The following is a 17,932-nucleotide window of genomic DNA, read 5'->3' as shown; positions in this document are numbered from 1 at the left end:
AAATCGATTGCGAGGCAATGATGGGGATTCGTGTCGGGATTGACCTGGGAACCACCAACTCGGCCGTGGCTGTCATCGACGCTCATGGGCGCCCGGTGGTGCTGCCCAACCGGCTGGGCGATCGGACTACCCCATCGGTGGTGTGCTTCCGCGACGGCGAAGTGATCGTGGGCCAGGAAGCCAAGGAGATGCAGGCGGCGGGCGAACCCGATGTCGCCGCGTTCTTCAAACGGCAGATGGGCGTCGCCGACTTCGTTTTCTATGCCGGCGGCCATGACCACACCGCCGTGGATCTCTCGGCCATGGTGCTGCGCACGCTGCGTGAGGACGCAGAACGAGCGCTCGGCGAGCCGGTGACGCACGCCGTGATCACCGTCCCCGCATACTTCCGCAACCCACAGCGGGAGGCGACCATCGCTGCGGGCCGTCTGGCCGGGCTCGAGGTGCTGCAGGTAGTGAACGAGCCTACCGCGGCGGCCGTCGCCTACGGGTTGCGCGGGGCGGGGCAGTCCCGGACGCTGCTCGTGTACGACCTGGGCGGCGGCACCTTCGACGTCACGCTCCTGCGGCTTGACCCGCAGGAACTGCGGATCCTGCATTCCGACGGCGACCACGAGCTGGGCGGCAAGGACTGGGACGACCGCATTGTCGAGTACGTGGCCAATCGGTTTCGAGAGGAATTCGGGGCTGATCCGCTGGAGGACCGGGAGAGCATCGCCGACCTGCTGGTAGGCGCCGAGGAACTCAAGAAGCGCCTTTCTACGACACAGAGCGCCGCGCTCACGCTGGTGCACGAGGGCCAGCGGGGTCGCTACACGCTGGACCGGCCGACGCTGGACTCGCTGACGGCGGACCTGATGGAGCGTACGATCTCCCTCACCACGCGAGTGCTGCACGATCAGGGAATGTCGCCCGCAGAGGTCGACGGGGTGCTGCTGGTGGGCGGCTCCACCCGTATGCCCATGGTGCACGAGTTCGTGCGGCGCACCTTCGGCCGCGACCCGTTGACGGGGGTGAACCCCGATGAGGCGGTGGCGCTGGGCGCGGCGGTGGTGGCCGCCGAGCACGCGGACCCGGCAGCCCCGCCCCGCTACACTCTGGGGGGGCCCGCGCGCCGCGTTGACGTGACCAATCACAGCCTGGGGATGATCGCGCTGAACGAGAGCCGGTCGGCGTATCTAAACACGATCATCCTTCCCAAGAACACGCCGATCCCACGGCAGGACGTCCGCCCCTACCAGCACCGCACCCGGCGGGGCGGCGCCAACACCCTGGAAGTGTTCGTAACGCAGGGCGAGTCGGAGTCGCCGGGGGACGTGACGTACCTGGGCAAGTACGTCCTGAACGGGCTGGTGCACGTGGAGGGAGGCGTGGCCGTGGTGGACATCGAGTACAGCTATGACGCGAGTGGCACCGTTCAGGTGTCCGCGCGTTCTCGCGCCGCGGGTGAAGCGCTGGAGGTGGTGGTGGAGCCGCTCCCGGACGACGTTCCCGCGCGCTTCCTCCGTCCGCCGGAGGAGCCCGCCCCGCCCCCGCATGTGACGGCGTACCTGGCGTTCGACCTGTCCGGCTCCATGTCCGGACAACCGCTGGAGGAGGCGAAGAAGGCTGCCTGCGGCTTCCTGGCGAACACCGATCTCGCGAACTGTTCCATCGGGATCATCGCCTTCGCGGACCAGGAGCGGGTCAAGGCGGCCGCCACGCAGAATGCGCGCACCATTGAGCGCGCCATCAATGGGCTCACGGTGGGTGAAGTAGGATGGGGCAACGACACGGACCCATTCGGCGCGGTCCTTCGCATGCTGCGGAAGGTGGAGGGTCCTCGCTTCGTCATCACCTTGGCGGACGGCGTATGGGCGCACCAGACGCAGGCAGTCCGGCGCGCGCAGGCGTGCCACGCGGCGGGAATCGAGAGCATCGCCATCGGCTTCGGCAGCGCCGACCGACGCTTCCTGGCCCAGATCGCCTCGTCCGACGAGGCCAGCTTCTTCACGAGCATGAGCGGCCTGGCGGAGACATTTGCCGGCATCGCGCAGGTGATTACGGAATCGCAGGGCACGCCTGTCGCGGCTCCGGCTGCTAGGCGGTCTCTGCTGGCCCGGCTTCGGGGATAGGACGCGTGTCTCAGGATCCCAACTACTACGAGCTCCTCGATCTGGATCCCTCGGTCGACGATTGGGAGGCCATACAGGCGCGCATCCAGGAAAAGCAGCGGAGCTGGTCGCGCGAGAAGGCGATGGGGAACCCCCGCGCCAAGCGCATGGCTGACCGTAATCTGGCACTGCTCCCCCGTATTCGCGCCGTCCTGGGAACGGCCGAGGGGAGGCGCGCCCAGGCGGACGCCGCCCGGCGCCAGCTCGAGCAGGCGCGGCTGGCGGGAATGGCCGAGGTTGACAAGGCAATCGAGGTGTTCCGCAGCGGGAGCCAGAGTTACACCGAAGCCCAGTTCAAGGGGCTGATCAAGCGCTTCGCGGGTACCCTGTCGGAAGGTGAGCTGGAGCAGCGGTTGCGCGCCCACGGTCTGCGTCCGGCGGCCGAGGCGGAGGGTGAGGGACGAAGCCCGAGGGCCAAGGAGCGGATCAGCGACGAGGAGGCGAGCGGCATCCGGGGCAGCTTGCAGCTGCTGGGGATCGCTACCCTGTACGACTTCCTGGAGCTGGCGCCGCAGTCGTCGCCGGCGGCCTTGTACGACCGTGCCACTGCGCTCTACCAGGAGAACCAGCGCAAGGGAAAGACGGACGCCGCCAGCTCCGCGCGCAACGACCTCGCGGGTCGCTGTCAGAAGCTCTTCGCGGACGCGGCGGGGAAGCAGCGCTACGACAACTTCCTGGCGGTGGAGGCGATGGATGGGCTGAAGCCCAACATCGACATCGCCGGCGACAACCGCTTCATCACACACGCTGAACTGGACGCGCTGGTGCGCCAGGGGCGGGAGCGCGGTGTTTCGGCCGAGGACGCGCGCGACTACATCGAGGACTACGCTACCCGGCGCGGCTGGGTGGTGCAGCGCGATGGGAAGCTGACGGCGGAGACGCTGCGCCGGTGCGGCGCCTGTGGGAACTTGTCGTCGGCCGGTGCCCGGAACTGCGCGAAATGTGGACGCGGTCTGGAAGTGGAGTGCCCCCGCTGCGGCAGCGCCACTCCCACGCAGAATGCGGCCTGCGAGCGTTGCGGCGCGCATGTGGGGGATGCCTCGCTGGTGCAGGCGCTGCTGCACGAGGGCGAGCGGCTGGCGGGCGAGGGGCGGTTTGCGGAGGCGCTGGAGCGCTTCGACGCCGCGCTGCACTACTGGCCCGGCTGGGCTCCCGCCACGACGGCACGCGAAAAGGCCGGGGCGCGGCAGAAGGCGCGCGAAGCGGCCCTGCGTCCCATTGAAGACCTGGTGCGTGCGCGCAGGCTGTGCGAGGCGCACGGTGAGTTGGAGCGCTTTTGCCGCGAGTTCGGGTCGGGAGGCACCGATGCCCTCGCGCAGGCGATCCGAGACGGCCAGGCGCAGGCGCAGGCCGCCTGCGAACGCGGGCGGCAGGCGAGTGCGCGCGGTGACCAGGATGGGGCCTTGGAGGCGTACGAGGCGGCGCTAACCCTGTGCGCTGACCTGGAGCCGGCGCGGCTCGCGACGGCCGCGCACCCCCCCCCACCGCCCGGCGGGCTCACCGTGCGCGCCGTGTCCGGCGGCTTTCACCTGGGCTGGGATGCGGCGCCTTCGGTGCGGCCGCTTACGTATCGGGTGGTCCGGAGCGCCGGGGCGGCCCCGGCCGGAGCGCACGACGGCGTGGCGCTCCCCGATACGAGCGGCCTCGCCGCCAGCGATGCAGCTCCCGAAGGAGTGCCCGTTTACTACGCCGTCTTCTCGGTGCGTGGAGGCGTCGTCTCCGCGCACGCCGCGCAGAGCGGGCCGCACCTGCGCACCGCAGAGGTAACGGAGCTGGAGGCGGTGGCGGGCGACGGACAAGTCCTGCTGCGCTGGCGCAGGCCGGTGGGATGCCGCCGCGTGGAGGTGTGGCGCCGCGCCGGTACCCCTCCAGGCATACGCGAGGGCGAACTGCGGATCGTAGCGGGGGACGAGATGCACGACGCCGGCCTGCGCAACGGCGAAGGCTGGGGATACCGGGTGGTCGCCGTCTACGACGACCCTGACGTGCAGGGACGCGAACTGCGCACGGCGGGGGTCACGGTGACAGCCGTTCCCACCGCGCCCCCCGCCGCGGTGATGGATCTGCGGTGTACGCGCGAAGGGCGAACCGTGCACCTTGCCTGGACCCCGGTTCCCGGCGCGGCGGTGCAGATCCGCCAGACCGACCAGCTGCCTGCTTTCACCCCGGGGCAGGTGATCGCGGCCGACGACGCGGCGCGCTTCGGGCGGCTGGTGAGCTCGGCTGGGGGACGCGCCGCGGAGGCCACCCTGGCTGGCCAGGGACGCACCTTCTTCGTCCCCCTCTCCATTGCGGCGGGGACGGCGACGTTGGGCAGTTCGGCGGAGGTCACCACGCTGGATCCTGTCACCCGGCTCACGGCGCGGCGGACTGGAGGGGCGATCGCCCTAACCTGGGAGTGGCCGGCCGGCGTGGACGAGGTGGTGCTGGCCTACGCGTACGACGGTTATCCCGCTACCCCGGCGGACGCGGCCGCGGTGCGGGCCACGGTGACGCGCGCGCAGTACGCGGCCGCTGGCGGATGGGAGCTGCGGGCAGCGGAGCGGCGGCGCCACTACTTCAGCGTGTTTGCCCGCGCGCCGGGTGTAGAGTTGCATGCCCCCGCCGCGCACGCGCTAGAGAGCATGGGTGAGGAGGTGGCCGTGCACTATCGCGTGCGGAGGCAGTGGCTGCGCAGGCAGGCGTGGCTGGAACTGCAGGTGACGGGCGCCACTACCCTCGTGCTCCCGCCCCTGGTGCTGGTCTCCAAACCCGGTGCGGTGCCCATCGACCCCGGCGACGGGCATACGCTGACGGCCGTTCCCGGACTGCGGCTACAGGATGGGCGCGCCACCATCGCCGTGCCTCCGCAGTTTTGCGGGACCGGCCAGTACGTAAAGCTGTTCTTCAGTGATCCGGCCCACGCCCGGGAGATCCGGCTGCTGCCGGCCGAGAAGGAGCAGCTCCGGCTTTCGTGAACTCGCAAGGGAAACTTTCATGATCGGCACCCTCAAGGCCGCCCTGCAGACGGAGATCTGCCCGTACTGCTTCGAGAGCTACAAGCTGCGGGATACGCCGTTCCGCTGCGCCAGTCCCCCGGGCCGTTGCAAGCCGGAAACGGACGCGGTGCGCGCGCGCGCCTGGGAGGAGAACGTGCCCCTGGGCCATGTCCTGCCTTCCGCCGGAAAATTCCAGGAGGAGACTCGTTGTTCCGTGTGTAGCCAGCTTACGCGCAAGCGGCTGTGCCCGCACTGCCATATGGAGCTCCCCCACACCGTGGGCAAGTTTCCCCACTACATCTTCGCGGTCGTCGGCGCGAAGGAAGCGGGCAAGAGCCATTACCTGGCCGTTCTCATCGACCAGATCCGGACGCAGCTGGGCCCGGCGCTGGACATGCTGCTGGAGCCCCTGAACGACCATACCATCAAACGGTACCGCGAGGACTTCCACCAGCCGCTGTTCAGGAACCGGCGCACCATTACCGGCACCAACTCCGCGCTTTCCGATCGCCGCGTGCAGATGCCGCTGGTGTATACCCTTACCTTCAGTGGCAAGGACCTTTTGGGGCGCAAGCGTATCAAGAGCGTGGTGACCCTCGTCTTCTTCGACACGGCGGGCGAGGACCTGGATGACGAGGATACGATCGCGACGGTCAACAAGTACATCTACCACTCGCAAGGAATCATCCTGCTGCTGGACCCCCTGCAGCTCCCGGAGGTGCGGGCGAAGCTGGAGGGCAGGGTGCCGCTGCCCAACGTCAACACGGAAACGGCGGACATCCTGACCCGCATGACTCGGCTGGTGCTGGCTGGGCGCAAGCTGCCGGCGAACGCCATGATCCCCGCGCCCCTGGCGGTGGCGTTCTCGAAGTTCGATGCGGTGGAGCCGCTCGTCGATGCACAGATGCAGTTGAACGCGGCGGCGGACCATCGCGCCGGGTTCGACATGGCGGACTTCGACGCGGTGAACGCCGAGATGCAAGCGCTGCTGACGCGCTGGGACAGCCACGTGCTCGTGCAGCAGGTGCAAACGCATTACCGTCGCTTTGGCTTCTTCGGCCTTTCGGCGTTGGGATGCAATCCGCACGGGGACCAGCAGGTTCCCCGCGTGCTGCCGCGGCGCGTGGAGGACCCGTTTCTCTGGCTGCTGCACGAGCACGGCCTCATCTCGTCCCGCAAGCGGAGCTGAGGGAGATCGCGATGAAAGCGCTTCAGCTGTATTACACCTCCTGCCGCCGGGGGCAGGCTCCGGGCGCGGGATTCCAGACGCGGGCGGTCACGCCCGGGATACTGCCGGACGAACTGCGCGAGATCGAACGCCGGGGTCTATACCGTCCGCCGCGCGATGCGCCGCAGGAACCAACGGCGGAGCAGATCGAAGCGGAGTTCCCGCGCTCCTTGCGCTTCTACACGCTGGAGTCGGGTCGTCGCGCGCTCACGCGGACCGGCTACGTGGGCCAGGACTACAGCGGCCGCTGGGGGAACTACTTTGCCCACACGCTCGTTTTCGAGAGCGACGTTCCCGGGATCTGGCCCGTGGACTTGTACGAGTGGGAAGGCTGGGTCGACCGGCTTCCGCCGGCCGACGACACCGACGCCGAGCCGGCGCCCCTTCCTCCGGTGAACCTGGCGGCGATCGTTCCTGGCGAGTCGTTCACACCGGAGGATCTGCGGGAGTTTCTGCACGAGCAGCCGGAGCGGGTGCAGGTGCTGGAAAGGATGGCGCGTGCCGCTGTACAGCACGCGGAGAACGGCCGGCCGGTAGTGGTGCGCGACACGCCCATCAACGGATTGTACTGGGTCGCCTGCGTGCAGAAGCTCTTTCCACCGCGGCACGCGCTGAACCTGAGCTTCAGCAGCTATCAATACGATGCGCGGGGAGCCGCACTGCTGAACGCGACCAGCGGAGAGACGGACTTCACCTTCGGCGAGACGGAGCGGCGCTATCAGTTCCAGGTGTTCGATCTTCTGGCGGGAGTGCAGAGCGAGATCCCCGAGGCGGACGACGACTACCCTGCGCTGGCCGTGCGCTGGCTGGTCGAGGAGCCCGCTGTGCTGGACGAGTTCATCGAATTCAGTGACTTCTTCACCCACGACCGGCCGGACGGAGAACTGGCGCACCCCGCACGTCTCTTTCAGCTTTCGCGCGGCGGGGCGGGCGACCTGAGTGGACCGCAACTCGTTGGATTGCTCGATTTCGTGCAGCGCTGCATGCTCTCGGAGGCCCGGCAGCAGGTGCTGCCGATGGTGCTTCAGGCGGCGCGGCAAGCGTCGGGCGAAAGCTGGGCGGCGGAGGACCACGCGCGCTTGGCCGGATTCCTGGCTGGGGAGGCCCGCGCCAGCCACGAGCCAGCCTACCGCGCAATGGCGCTCGCCGCATGGCGATCACTTCTGGAGCGCTGCGTCCTGGCACGCGGAGACGGGATCGCGGCCGCCCAGGGTGCGTGGGTGCAGGTGCACGCGGCGTTCGCCAGCGCGCCCGAGGAGTTGGAGGAGCATGTGCTGGACGCCGGGCTCTGGGAGCGGGTTTTTCCCCGGCTGCGTGGCTTATCGCCGGACGTGCCCACGCTCCTGCTGTACGTGGTCGGGACCGCGCTCACGGCACACGGCGAAGCCTCGCTCCGCCGCGCGGGCGAGGTGCCGAGGATCCTGATGGATGCATTGCTGCGGGCGGCGGGCGACGGGGCTTGCGGCACCCGTCTGGCGCTCGAGGCATTGCGTGGGGCGGGGATGGGTCCCCTTGTGCTGGCGGACGCGTGCCGGATGCTGGCGGAAGTCGCGAAGGCGCAGCCAGCCGGCTCGCCCGCGCGCTCGGCGCCGGCGGCGATTGGCGCCGGGCTGGGCGAGGTGTTGGCGGTGCTTCCCGCAAGTGAGGCCACCCGGGTGCGCGCGTCCCTGGACGACGCGGGTGAAAGCGCGATCCTTTACGGCGAGTGGGCCGGGATACTGGGGCGAAGCCGGGACCCGGCCGCAGACTTTAGCCATTATCGTACGGAGGTCCTGGCTCGGCACCCGAACTACGCACGCGCCTGCCGCGGCGCGGTGATGGCGTCGCTGCTGGAGCGGATGCCGGATGGGGCGGCAGGTACGCAGGTGTTGGAGTGGCTGCGTTCCGGCGAGTTGGACGCAATTCCTGCAGAGCGTCGCGGCAGGGCGGTGGTGCTTGCGGGCGAGGCCGTACCTCTGGACCGCCCGTCGCATGGGGCGCTCCAGCTCGCCAGGCAAGTGGCTGCGGCGGCGACGGCCGCAGGTGTGGCTTTGCGGCCGGACCGGCCCCGGCTCCTGGAGGCCCTCGCCGCCGCGGAGGGGCGCGGTGGCACCATCGACGAACTGCGACTGGACGAAGTGGGGCGGGCGCTGGAGGGTCTCGACGCTGCAGGGTACGGCCGTTTTTTGGACGGCTTTCTTCTCCAATCGCTGGACCGGGCGCGCAATCGCCCCGAACACCGACGGGTTCTGGATACCCTCTATCGGGCGGAGCACCACGCTACCTTCATCGAGCGGTACCGTGCCTATGTTCGCGCCCCGCGAAAGGGGCGCCCCGCGGAGCCCTTCCGGGTGATGATCAAGTTCTGGCTCCTCGTCGACGAGAAGGAAGCACCAGTCGACCACCTGGCGGCTCTTGCGCCCGTGGGCGAACAGGAGTGCATTCGCGCATTGGCCGCCATGGAGCCGGAGGCGACCGACTGGGTGGGCCGCGACCTGCGCCTCACGGGGAAGGCGCTCGAGCGGTGGGAGCGGTGGCAGTCCGCCGCGGAAGTGCGTCGACGAGGTCCGCTCGCGCGGCTGGGGCGGCTCCTGTTCAACCGGTAGATATTCATCCACATCCTTTAACAGGGGGGAAGCAATGGCAAACAACGACAACGGTGGTGAGGCAATTGGTGCGTTGATCGTGGTCGTCTTCGTCGTGATGGCGGTCGTGGTGGCGGTGATGGCGCTGATGAGCCTTGGCGCGGCGTACGGCGCGGGGACGGCGCTGTACAACTACGGCAGATCACTCAAGGAAAGCATCCAGCCGGAAAGGGCCGCCGTATGAGCTCGCCGCCCGTGCCCGCGCCGGCCATCCGCAGCTACTTCTTCGGCAAGGGCTTTCAGGACCTGCAGGATACCATTCGCGCCAGCTGGAAGCGCAACCAGGATTCGGCGCAGGAGCACTTCCGCCGCAGTGGACCGCTATTCTCCAGCGACGACATGGCGGAAAAGGCTCACGGGCTGGTGCTGGGTACGGCGGGGGTATCGGTGGTGGTGTTCGGGACGCTCGTGTTCCTGGCCGCCTCGGCCGTGCACGTGCTGATCCTGGGAATCTTCCTGGCGCTCATCTACACGGGGTTCACCCTGGTGTACCTGACCGAGCGCGGCTACCTCCTGGCAAAGCGCTTCTTCACCGTGTGCCCGGTGTGCCACACCAAGGCCCAGCTCCCCCAGTACTTCTGCCCCGGGTGCGGCGTGGTGCACGACCGGCTGATCCCCTCCAGCTACGGCATTCTGCACCACACCTGCCGGTGCGGGCACAAGCTGCCGGCCACCTTCTTTCTGGGCCGGGGCACGCTGCGCTCGCAGTGCCCGGAGTGCACGCAGGCGCTGGAGCAGTCGCACACCGAGTCGCGCAAGCTGTTCGTCCCCGTAACTGGGGCCAAGTCGGTGGGCAAATCCGCCTTTCTCTACACGGCGCTGCAGGAGCTGGTGGAGCACAAGGCCGGAGAGCTGGGCCTCTCCCACAGCTTCGTGGAGGCCAGCACCGAGCGCGACTTCGAGCGGGTGCGCGACCAGTTCGCGCGGGGGCGCAGGCCGGACGTGACCATGGATGCGCTGCCACGCGCGCTCACGGTGCGGCTGGACCGCCCCGGCCAGGATCCGCGGGTGCTGTACCTGTACGACCCCGCGGGCGAGGCGTTCGCCGACACCCAGGGCACCGGACTGCACAAGTACCAGGAGTACCTGAGCGGCCTGGTGTTCCTGATCGATCCCTTCGCGATCCCGGCGGTGGCGGACGAGTACCGGACGCAGATGGCCGCTCACGCCGACGCCCTGCGCGCCAGCGAGGTGCCCGTGGAAGACACCTTCGCCCGGATCCTGATCGGGATGGAGGAGTTCTTTGGGCTCAAGAAGGGGGAGCGGATCAAGGTTCCGGTGGCGGTGGTGATCAACAAGGCCGACGCGTTCGACCTGGAGGACCGGATCGGCGAGCGGGCGGTGGACGCGCGCGCCGCCGCGTCGCCCACGGGGAGCCCGCGCGAGGCCGTGCGTGACGCGCTTATCCGCGAGCAGTTGCGCGAATGGGGCGAGGGTCCGTTCGTGCAGCAGTTGGAGACGCGCTGCGCGAAGGTGCGCTACTTCACCTGCTCCAGCCTTGGGCGCATGCCGGATGCGACTGGCCGCGCCTTTGAGGGCCGCGGTGTGCTGGACCCGGTGCTGTGGATCATCGGGGAGACGGACGGCGCGCTGGTGGGCCGCCGACGCTTGCCCTTCGCCAGCGCCGGCGCGCGGTAGCTTCGGCGGCTCGTTCGATATCGGCGGGATCGTTCCCACCCCGCGCTTCCACGGGTGACTTGGTCGCGCGGAGGTGGATGGTCCTGCCTCATCCTCCGGTATGCACATCCATGCAACTCTTATTCGATGGGATGCCCGGCGTCTGGGGGGCAATTGTTGGGACCGTATTCCAGGGATTCCCGGATACCCCGTCGCTGCGGGAGACGGGGCGGCAGATCGCGAGCATCCTAGGCATCTTCCTCCTCGCGGGACTGTGGCTCTACCTGCGGATGCACGCCAACAGCCGATTCGCGAGCTTGGTGGTTGTGGGCATCCTGGCCCTCGCAACCGGTGCGGGGTACGCGCTGGGCAGGGAATCTCGCGTGGAATTCCTCCGGGAGGGGCTTTCCTCAATCCTCTTGTTTCTTGAAGTGCTGATTGCGCTTCCCCGATTCGACGAGGTCTTCAGAGTCGTAGCGATGTTTCTGGTTGCCGGGGTGGCCGGCATCGTCGTCGGCCAGACGCTGGCGTTGTACGTGAGCAACGGCACTCTGGCCGGGGAAGTGATCGTGGAACTGCTCGTTATCCTCTTCTTCTAGAGCACGATGAGTGGCCAAGGACGGGGCCCTGGCTCGTGCTGAACTGGTTCAAGGGCCAGAGAAGCGCGGAAGCGGGTGGGGGAGCCCTGCAGGACGCGATCCGCGCGCGAGTCGACGATGTACGCCAGCAGCATGGGCTCCAGCGGCTGCAGCCGGACCGGGCGCTGGATGACGCCGCGCACGCCCACAGCCGCGCTATGGTGAAGCACGGCTTCTTTGCGCACGAGTCGCCGCTTCCCGGCTTGGCTGCGCCCGCCGACCGGGTGCGCGCCCAGGGAGCTCAATACCAAGGCGTGGGTGAGAACCTGGCGCTGCTCTCCGGCTGGATGGCCACGGCGGAGCAGTTCGTGGACGGCTGGATGAAGAGCCCGGGGCACCGCGCAAACATCCTTACGCGGGAATGGGAGACTACCGGCGTGGGCGTGTTCGCGGCCCAAGACGGGACGGTGTACGCGACGCAGCTCTTCGGTGTGCCCGCGCGGCTCGTGCTGGATGCGGCGGAGGTGCGCCCCGCAGGCCGGGGATGGAGGCTACGGGTGCGGATGCGCATTGGCGCGGGGTACTCGCTGGCTGCATTCATCGGCAGCCGACCGGCGGGGACGGTGAACGCCGACGCGCGCGGCGAGGTGGTTCTGGAGGTGGAGGCGCCCTCCTCGCGCGAGGGCGGCCGCGTGACCTTCTCCCGGCGGCGCAGCAATGCGCCCGATCCGTGGACCGACATCCATGCAGCGGAGATCGAGGGTCCCGCTACCGGCCCACCGACGCTGCGGCCCGCGCCCCCCGTCCGTGACAGCCGGTTCGAGATCCTGGAGCAGCGGCTCGTAGAGGGAGCGGCGGAGGGGCCGCGGCTCTACCTGCGCGGCCATGCTAAGCAGCCCGCGGTGCTTGTGGTTTCCGACCGGCTGGTGCGGCGAATCGAGCCCGGCGCGTTCGAGATCGAGCACCCGCTGGCCGTCGGCGGCACGCATCGCGTGGCGCTTGGGTTTCCCGACGCCGGCTCGCGGTACATGGTCGCCCGCCAGTTCGACGCGAACCCTGCTGCCGGGCAACTGGACGAGATTTTCTGACCAGCGGAGACCGGTCGCGGAGCACGAAACCGCACGACGACCGTGACCAGCTATCGATCGGCTGGGGGAGAGATGGCGCGCGGCGGCTCCGACCGTTCCATCTCTTCCAGGACGGCGTCGATCACGAGATCTCGCTCCTCTGGAGTGAGGACCGCGGGCACGTCCACTTGGACGCGGATCTGCAGGACGATCGACTCGCGGGTCTTCTCGCGGTTCGCCGTGCTGTCGCGGTAGATATGCCAGACAAACTGCGCGATCGACACCACGAGCCCGGCGATCGCGATTCCCACCGCATCGAACCGCGCGGGGGAAGATTCGTAACGGGCGGGGACGAGCAGGCGCTCCACTGCGACCTCCAGCCCGGGATCGAGTTCCAGAGCCAGCCGTCGTCCGGCTGCGCGCGCTAGTTCGACATGATCAAGCATTGTTGGCCTCCAAGCGTTCGAGTTGATCGATCATCCACAGGACGGCCTCCCTTGCCTCCATCGGAAGCGGTGTGCTCGTAAGGCGCCGCCACGCGGCTTCCAGCGTGGGCATCCCCAGGGCGCGGGTGAAGCGTGCCAGGTGATACGGCGCCGGGCCCGTCGCTTGGTTCCCGAAATCCGGGAACAATGTGTTGGCACGAACCATCCATTCCAGCGCCGTGTGCAGGTCGTTTTTCTGCTCCTCCAGCAACCCCATCTGGCCGTAGCTCAGCGCCAACTCGGGCAGACGCTCCAGCGTCTCGCGGATCGTGAGCGATCTGCCGTACCATTCTTCCGCTGTCGCGAGGTCACCCCGCTCCTGCGCTACCATGCCGAGCTGCTGGTATGCCGTCGCCACGCCGGACCGGTCGCCGATGCGATCGGTAATCGCGAGCGACCGGTGATACCACTCCTCCGCAGCCCCGGGATCTCCCCGGTCCTGCGCCAGCCTCCCGAGTTGGAAGCAGCTGGAGGCCATGCCGGTCCCGATCCCCAGTTCCTCCATGATCGGCAGCGCCTTGCGGTACCACTGCTCCGCCGCGGAGGGGTCGCCTCCCAGTTGCGCGACGATCCCGAGCTGGTGAAAGCTGTGCGCCACCCCGGCCCGGCTCCCCAACTCCTCCCAAATCAGGAGCGACCTGCGGGCCCACTCCTCCGCCATGACCAGGTTCCCCCGCCTCTGCGCCACGATGCCGAGCTGGTGGAAGCTCGACGCTGTTCCGTGGCGGTTTCCCAACTCCTCCTCGATCGCGAGTGACCGGTGGTACCACTCTTCCGCCGCGGAGAAGTCGCCTCGATCCTTCGCGATCCCCGCGAGCTGGTGGAAGACGGACGCCCTGCCGGGCTGGTCCTCCAGCGCTCCGCGGATCTCGAGCGCCTTGTGGGCCCACTCCTCCGCCGCGGGGAGATCGCTTCGCAGCTGTGCAACCACTCCGAGCTGGTGGCAGCTGTCCGCCACGGAGGATCGGTTCCCCAGTTCCTCCATTACTGCCATCGATCTGCGGTACCACTCCTCCGCCGCGGCAAGGTCGCCCTGCAACTGCGCCGCGATTCCGAGGCGGTGATGGATCGCCGCCAGCGAGAAGCGGCCCGCATCGTTCCGGGAGTCGCGGAGAACCGATTCGATGCGTCGGAGCGCCGATTCGGCCCTCGCCGCGTCGCGCTCCAGGAGTGCGATGCCTGCGTCGGCCGTGAGGACCAGTATCCAGAGCGCTCTGGCGGCCGAGCCAGGTTCGGGAGCTTCTCCCAAGGGCCCCTCCACCGCCTTCCGGCAGTAGTCCGCCCAGCCGCGCAACTCGACCCAGCCGCCCTCCGCCTCCAGGATCTTCACGAGTGGCCGGAGAATTCCATACGCCTCAATGAAGTCTCCGGAACCTACCGCCGACACGGCCATGCCGCCAAGCGTGCGCCGCAGCCCCTGGACCCAGGAGAAGGCGAACCCGGCGTCTCCCCCCTCGATCTGCGACACAGCCCACTCACCCAGCTCCGCGCACCCATGGACAGCCGCGCGAAGCGCCTCCGCGCGCTCCGAGTCGTAGTCGCTCCCGGCTTGCTCCCGCCACAATCCTTCCAGGAACGACGGTAGCGCGGGGTGGATGCGGTACATGCCGTCCTCTACGCCCGTCAGGAGCCCCACTGCCACGCACCGATCCAGCATGGCGTCCCACACCTCCCGCACGATGCCATGGAACCGGTGCGGGGAATCGGGTTGTTCGCTCATCACCCGCAGCACGTCCGTGTCACACATCCCTTCGAATAGCGCCAGGGCAGGGAGCAGGCGCCGATCGCCGTCGGGGAGGTGCCGGAAGGAGTAGCTCACGCAGGCCGCGAGGGAGTCCAGCCGGCCGTCTGGAGGGTCCAAGGGCGCTGCTTCGCGAAGTTGCCGCAGCAGTTCCGGCGCGCCTGACCGCGCGAGGTGTGGCAACGTGAGGCGCATGCCTAGCGGGTTGCCCCCCAGCGTCTCCAGCAGCTCGCCAAACGCCCTCTCCTCCCGGCGCGGCTGCGCCGCCGGATAGGGCGCGAGCAGGACGTTCGCGTACTCCACCGCATCCTGCGAGTCCAATGCTGGCACCTCAAGCCGCTCCACGCCCCCTAGCCACGCCTCCGGGGTGCGGCTGGTGATGATGACCCCACTATTCGCGCCCTTCGCCACCTCCGCCAGGAATTCCTGGATCTCGTCCTGCTCCGCCGGGTCCAGCGGAGGCGTGGTACCGGTGGGATCCGGCATCGAGCGGACGGTCTCGAAGTTGTCCCACACCAGCAGGATGCGCTTCCGGCGCATCAGGTCCAGGATTGCGGACGTGTGCTCCGCCGTGTTTGGCGCGTCCCGCACGAAGTCCGCGCCGAACAGCTCAATACCGATCGAAGTCACCACGCCGGAGAGGCCGAACGACGCGACGCCCGGCTCGAACGAGTGGAAGAACACCAGCCGAGGGTCGGCCTCCGGAAGCGGACGAGGAATGGCATCCACCCCGCCCGTGTCACGTAGCCAGCGCGCGAATCCCTTCGCCAGTTCAGTCTTCCCCGTTCCGCCTTGCCCGTGCAGCACCAGTACCCGCCGGTGCCGCAACGCCCGCTCCAGGCGCAGGAACTCGCGGTCGCGCCCCACGAACACGCCGTTTGCCGCGTCCAGCACGCCTTCCCTGTCCCCCGTTCCGGTCGTCTGCGCCGCTGTCCCCGGCTGCGTCTCCGGCATCGGCGCATCGGGCGACGGAGGCGGCGATGGGATCCTCGGCGCAAGGCAGGGAAAGCGAACGGCGGAGCGCGCGTAGTGGACGGGGACCATCCAGTCGTCCAGCGGCATAGGCCCTCTAGGGCTGTGACGCAAGGCGGCGCGGTGCATCCGCCGCCGCCCGGAGCGCATCGCCTCCTCCACACTCTCGCCGTTGAAAAGTGATTCGTAGAAGGCAGCCATGAACTCCGCCGCCGCTGCCACGTAAATAGAGTAGCCCATGGCCACGACCGCTGCGGCGCCCGCGCGCAGCACCCGCGTAGCCACAGCTGCCTCCACCGCCCCGGCGTTCGTCAGCGTTCCGGACTGGCAGGCGTTGAGGACCAGGAGCGGCACCCCCGCGCCCGCGAGCACCGCTCCGAAGTCCTCCGCCGGGATGGGGTCCTTATCCCCTCCTTCATTCTCAAAGAGGAGGTATCCTCGGGGCTTGCGTCCTCTGGCCTGATAGGTTCCGTGGCCATCGAAATGGACCACTTGGTAGGGTCTTCCTTCCTGTCGCGCCTCTTGCATCCGCCGCCGGAGTTCGTTCAGGGTGGGTGGGCGCGCCACGTCCACCGTCACCCGCCCGGAGACTCCCGGAAGCCGCGCTACCAGTGGTCGCGCGATCGCTCGGTAATCCGCGTTACGTACGCCGGCCGGCCGCGCAATCACCATCAGCACGCGCAACTCCTCGCCGGAAGCTGACAGGGCCGCAGAAACCATGTCGGTGGTACGGCTCACCGGAACCTCGAGCGCCAGCGGCGTCGCGTCAGACGGGTCACGCATCAGCTCCCAGGGGAGCGAAAGGAAAGCGGGCGAATCTGACGCTATCCACAGACTCCACCCGTAAATGGATGAGCGAGCCCGCAGGTACGCGTCGCGTCCAGGCTTGCCTCGACCGAAAAGCGCTTCGAAGAGCCTTGTGCCCCACTCCCCAATCCGTCCCTGGATCGCCGATCCTCGTTCCTCGTAAACGGCGAACGGTGCCTGCAGGTAATCCTCAAGATACCAGCGTAGATCCTCCAGCTCTCTCGCAGAAAGCGGCACTATGGACGGACTGGGCAACATTGCTGGTTCCGGCGCCATGATACCGGATGACTGGAGTAGCACCTGAATCGACCCTGAAGTCTCACGAACGATCAGCCGAGTGGACATGAAATTCACCTCAATGCACGGACTGGAACGATCCAGAGTGGAGCCAAGCCACGTATGACTGCCGCGTATGCAGTCGTGGAGCAAGCGAGAGCGCCGAGTATCTAAGCTACTTCGGTGCCGCTCAGCCTCAGAGCAACGGCCTGAGTCTCTGTAGCCCGTCTGTAGCCCGATACAGATTCCCGGAGGCCCGGACAACTCGCACATCTCGGACATTTCCGACACCCCCCGGCTCTTCGGCTCTTCGGCTCTTCGGCTCTTCGGCACCCCGGCACCCCGGCACCCCGGCACCCCGGCACCCCGGCACCCCGGCACCCCGGCACCCCGGCACCCCGGCACCCCGGCACCCCGGCACCCCGGCACCCCGGCACCCCGGCCTGCACACTCGCTACAGACCTCACGTCACTATCTGTCAGCGAGCCCTCGGGAAACGCGCCTGACAAGGATGTCGGCCACCGCGTCAGTCTTGGGGCTTCGCTCGGACCGTCCGTCGTCCCGTCGAAAGTGGGATCGAGAAACGGGAATGTCGACACATCTCCCAGGAAGTCTGCCCGTGGAACCGCTTCGCCACGCCGTCGTCCGAGGAGGCGTTCCTGGCGCGCGAGGGGCTGGACGGGCCGTCGCTCATCGAGTGGATGACGATGACGCAGGAGGAGTTCAGCGCGCGCTTCAAGGGCTCGCCGATCAAGCGGGCCAAGCGCCGCGGCCTGCTGCGCAACGTCGCCGTCGCGCTGGGAAATTGGGGCGTGCCGGAAGCCGTCCCCGCGCTCGCCGTCGCGCTGAACGACGAGGAGCCGCTGGTGCGCGGGCACGCGGCGTGGGCGCTGGGGCGCGTCGGCACGGAGGCGGCGCGGCAGGCGCTGCGGGGGAGGGAAAGGGTGGAGGAGGATGCGTGGGTGCGGGAGGAGATCGAGGCGGCCCTCGGCGAGACCGACGGCCGCTCCGGACCAATGGCGACACGTCTGGAGCCGTTCGTAACGTGACCCGCGAGGTCGGCCGTTCGCGGGATCCGGGCGCCTCGGCAGCTGGACAACGTCCAACGTGTCCGCCGGTTGGCCGGCACCGCTCTCGCGCTCATTCGCGACCTGCTGGGGCTTTCACGAGCCCGATTCGCCACGACCGCCTGGACCAGGCCTTATCCGCGAACGGAATGGCACGGGTACCCTGTGTATCTGCCGGAAGAAAGTCGGCGCCGGACGTACCTGATTTGGGCAACCCGGCCAAAGAATCGCGGCCGTTCCAGCGTGGGACGGCCGCGACTGTGTTTTTGAAGCTGGAGTTGCGAGCCCGAGCGGCCGCTGACAAAGCGCGCTGCGCCGTGAATCCGCAATCGACCGCGG

11 protein-coding genes are annotated in these 17,932 nt (G+C 68.5%); 9 read left to right on the top strand and 2 right to left on the bottom strand.

The genetic code is table 11. From position 1 onward, the window contains the following. Positions 1-17 precede the first annotated feature (17 nt). From VGC13_RS00985 to VGC13_RS00950, 8 genes are all read left to right on the top strand, one after another. A complete protein-coding gene (locus tag VGC13_RS00985) occupies positions 18-2,114 on the top strand; it encodes an Hsp70 family protein (protein ID WP_331123318.1) in 2,097 nt (698 codons plus the stop codon). A gap of 5 nt (positions 2,115-2,119) precedes the next feature. Continuing rightward, complete coding sequence (locus VGC13_RS00980) at positions 2,120-5,110, top strand: hypothetical protein (protein ID WP_331123317.1); 2,991 nt, start codon at positions 2,120-2,122, stop codon at positions 5,108-5,110. Positions 5,111-5,129: 19 nt separating this feature from the next. Beyond that, positions 5,130-6,320: a hypothetical protein gene (locus tag VGC13_RS00975; protein ID WP_331123316.1), complete on the top strand. Its 1,191-nt coding sequence runs from the start codon at positions 5,130-5,132 to the stop codon at positions 6,318-6,320. Between the two features lie 11 nt (positions 6,321-6,331). Continuing rightward, the gene (locus tag VGC13_RS00970; RefSeq protein ID WP_331123315.1) at positions 6,332-8,944 is read left to right on the top strand and encodes a hypothetical protein; all 2,613 of its coding nucleotides are present in this window, start codon (positions 6,332-6,334) and stop codon (positions 8,942-8,944) included. 34 nt (positions 8,945-8,978) lie between these two features. After that, a complete protein-coding gene (locus tag VGC13_RS00965) occupies positions 8,979-9,167 on the top strand; it encodes a hypothetical protein (protein WP_331123314.1) in 189 nt (62 codons plus the stop codon). Then, positions 9,164-10,621, top strand: coding sequence for a TRAFAC clade GTPase domain-containing protein (locus tag VGC13_RS00960; RefSeq protein ID WP_331123313.1), 1,458 nt, complete (start codon positions 9,164-9,166; stop codon positions 10,619-10,621). The genes VGC13_RS00965 and VGC13_RS00960 overlap by 4 nt, the downstream gene beginning before the upstream one ends. 131 nt (positions 10,622-10,752) lie before the next feature. Next, positions 10,753-11,199 (top strand): hypothetical protein, encoded by a 447-nt coding sequence (locus VGC13_RS00955; RefSeq protein WP_331123312.1) that lies wholly within the window; start codon positions 10,753-10,755, stop codon positions 11,197-11,199. 35 nt (positions 11,200-11,234) lie between these two features. After that, the gene (locus VGC13_RS00950; RefSeq protein WP_331123311.1) at positions 11,235-12,266 is read left to right on the top strand and encodes a CAP domain-containing protein; all 1,032 of its coding nucleotides are present in this window, start codon (positions 11,235-11,237) and stop codon (positions 12,264-12,266) included. A 50-nt stretch (positions 12,267-12,316) separates the two neighbouring features. Here the strand turns inward: VGC13_RS00950 and VGC13_RS00945 are convergent, their stop codons facing one another. Continuing rightward, on the bottom strand, positions 12,317-12,691 hold the full coding sequence (locus VGC13_RS00945; protein WP_331123310.1) for a hypothetical protein: 375 nt from the start codon (positions 12,689-12,691) through the stop codon (positions 12,317-12,319). Further along, on the bottom strand, positions 12,684-16,508 hold the full coding sequence (locus VGC13_RS00940) for a tetratricopeptide repeat protein (RefSeq protein ID WP_331123344.1): 3,825 nt from the start codon (positions 16,506-16,508) through the stop codon (positions 12,684-12,686). Before VGC13_RS00940 ends, VGC13_RS00945 begins: the two co-directional genes overlap by 8 nt. Before the next feature lie 719 nt (positions 16,509-17,227). On the opposite strand from VGC13_RS00940, the gene VGC13_RS00935 reads away from it, so the two are divergent. After that, the gene (locus VGC13_RS00935) at positions 17,228-17,575 is read left to right on the top strand and encodes a HEAT repeat domain-containing protein (protein WP_331123309.1); all 348 of its coding nucleotides are present in this window, start codon (positions 17,228-17,230) and stop codon (positions 17,573-17,575) included. Positions 17,576-17,932 lie beyond the last annotated feature (357 nt).

Source organism: Longimicrobium sp., from assembly GCF_036399255.1.
Taxonomy (GTDB): Bacteria; Gemmatimonadota; Gemmatimonadetes; order Longimicrobiales; family Longimicrobiaceae; genus Longimicrobium.
Note: the sequence above shows the minus strand (reverse complement) of the source record. Positions and strands in the feature narration are given on the sequence as shown.